At 64.8% G+C, this 2,663-nt stretch carries 2 protein-coding genes and 1 pseudogene; all 3 read left to right on the forward strand.

Going from position 1 to position 2,663, the window contains the following annotated elements:
* Positions 1-437, forward strand: a pseudogene (locus BZL41_RS09260) (DUF2345 domain-containing protein); the annotation flags it as partial.
* Positions 421-1,170, forward strand: coding sequence for a DUF4123 domain-containing protein (locus tag BZL41_RS09265; protein WP_095599026.1), 750 nt, complete (start codon positions 421-423; stop codon positions 1,168-1,170). The pseudogene BZL41_RS09260 and the gene BZL41_RS09265, both read left to right, overlap by 17 nt.
* Positions 1,167-2,663, forward strand: a 1,497-nt coding sequence (locus BZL41_RS09270; RefSeq protein ID WP_256578110.1) for a DUF6531 domain-containing protein, incomplete at its 3' end; no start/stop codon positions are given. The genes BZL41_RS09265 and BZL41_RS09270, both read left to right, overlap by 4 nt.

Raw genomic sequence — 2,663 nt, forward strand, 5'->3', positions numbered from 1 at the left:
AGGAACACCGCATCACCCACCTCGACCGCAAGACCGAACTCAAGGCCAACGACCACCTCACGGTCGGGCAGAACCAGCACATCAAGATCGGCCAGGGCCAATTTCTCAAAGCCGGCCAGGAAATCCACCTGTCCAGCGGCGTCAAGGTGGTCCTGGAGGCTGGCAGCGAACTCACCCTCAAGGGCGGCGGCAGTTGGCTCAAGCTGGACGGCAGCGGCGTCACCCTCACTGGCCCGACCATCAAGATGAACTCCGGCGGCAGCCCGGGCAAAGGCTCCGGAGCCAGCCCCGCCCTGCCCGGCCAATCGAAAGCCGCGGACAACGACAAAGCGGGCTACGTGCTGACGCTCCCGCAGATCCAGACCCTCAAACGCAACGCGCCCTTCTGCGAGGAATGCGTGAAGTGCAAGGACGGCGCCTGTGTCTACACCTTCTGATGCCCTGACCCCACACCAATGGCTGGCCGCCCAGCCCCATGACGCTAGCCGCCACTTCTATGTGGTGCTGAGCAACACCAGCGACGCCGACCCGCTACCGGCCTACTACCGCCAGGCGGATGCCGCGCCTCTGCTGCCGATCTGGGAAGGCACGCCCTACGCCGGCTGGCAGGAAGTCATGCCCTTCCTCGGCGAACTCCGCGCCGACAGCCTCTTCCTCGACTGGATCGAACAACAGACCGAGCGCGACTGGGGCTGGCTGGCGATCTCGCCCTACCCGGCAACCGTCGTCCGCGACTGGCTGCGCAGCCTGACCCAGGTGCGCATGCCCGACGGCAGCGAAGTGTTCTTCCGCTACTGGGACGGCCGCCACCTGGCCCCGATCCTCACTCACCTCGGCGAGGCGGCGGGCGACCTGCTGCCGGTGTTCGAACGCTACTGGATCAACGGCCGCGACCTGACCGTCGAGCTGCCCGTCCTCGGTGCCAGCCGGCCCTACCCCTGGTGGGACGTGCCGCCGGACCTGCTCGCCAAGCTCCGCGCCGAAGACCCCGTACCGCTGGTGGATAACCTGATGCAGTGGCTGCGCGAAACCCATCCCGACCTGTATTTCGCCTTTCCCGAAACGAATCTGCGGCTGAAGACCGAACACTTCATGCGGCACGCCACGTACACGGAAGACACGCTTGCCGGGCTGTTCAAAGCCCACCTGGAAAAGGAATTGTCCCTATGATCAGCTCGGTTCTCTACGGCTCGTTCATGCTTCACGGCTTGTCCGCGGAGGAGCCGGATGCAGGCAGCATCCTCGCGGATTTCAAGAAGAACAGCATGGAGCGCTACAAGGGTCTCGCCGATAGCCTGCTCACCGGCTGGGCACTGGACGCCCAGCAGCAGTTCAGCATCGGCGAAGAGATCAAACTCAAGCGGGACAAGGACGACAACGGCAGAGTCCAGGCCTATGCCACCTGCCCGGCCAATGCGCAGCTCAAGCTGCTGCACGCCTTCGACTCGGTCAACTTCGTCCCGATCGGCAATACGCCCTACGAAGCGGTGCAGGAAATCTCCCTCCTGGCCAGCCTGGGCGGAGAAAAACCGCAGACGTTTTCCGGCGTCCTCGATGCCAACGGCATGGGCCAGATCAGCGGTTGCCTGCCAAACAGCCAGTACCGCATCCGCTTCTTCCCCAAGGTCGGCCAGGGCGAGATCGACGCGCTCTACGCCTCCTATGACGGCGTGATCGACAAGCTGCACGGCTGGCTGCAGAGCGAGTGGAACGGCACCATCGCCGCCCAATGGCGAGCGCTGGCGCCCGTCAACGATCCGCGCCGCCTCACCCAGATCAACGACGCCTTCATGAGCGGCATGGGCAAGGCCCTGATGTCGCTCTGGGATGACGTCAAGAAGCTGTTCCACATCCTCACCCACCTGGACGAGTACTACGACAAGCTGGTGCAGTTCATCTCCGAGGCCGACTTCCAGAAGCTCAAGGCCCAGGCCAAGGAGCTGATGCAACGGGTCCTGCTGATCGTCAGCGACGAGCCGCTGATGTTCCTCTACGCCTCCGCCGTGGTCTGCTGGGTGCAACTCCTGCCGCCCACCACCGTGGCGGAAATCATCGCCCAGTTCGCCACCGGGCTCTTGCTGGACATACTGCTCGGCATCGTGCTCACCGGCGGCGCGGGCCTGGCCGTGCGGCTCTCGGTCAAGGCGACCAAGGCCGTCGGCAACGGCGCGGCGGCGCTGCTCGAGAAGGCCCTGCAAACGCTGATCGACCTGAGCAAGAGCCACGCACTGAGCGCCCATGCCGATGCGGTGAAGCCACTGGCGGCCCGGGGAGAAGTGCTGGTCAACAGCTCGAAGAAAGCGACCGTGCAGATCCAGAGCCCGGCCCAGGGCATTTCCCAGATCGAGCCCGACACGCTGGGCATCAAGCGGAGCAAGACACAGAACACCCGGGTGAGCCAGGCCCCGCAGGTCGACGATGTTTCGACGACGGCGAAAACACCCAACGACAAACCCGCCGACACGGCCCAAAACACCTGCACCAACAACTGTCCGGTCTCCATGGTCACCGGCGAGGAACTGCTCACTCTCACCGACGGCGAACTCGACGGCCTGCTGCCCTTCCCCTGGACGCGCCTCTACCGCACCAGCGCCGCCGAGATCGACAGCGGCCTGGGCTACGGCTGGAGCCACAGCCTGTCGCACCGTCTGGTGCAGGAAGAC

Origin of the sequence: Pseudomonas sp. PIC25, assembly GCF_002286785.1 — a bacterium.
Lineage (GTDB): Bacteria > Pseudomonadota > Gammaproteobacteria > Pseudomonadales > Pseudomonadaceae > Pseudomonas_M.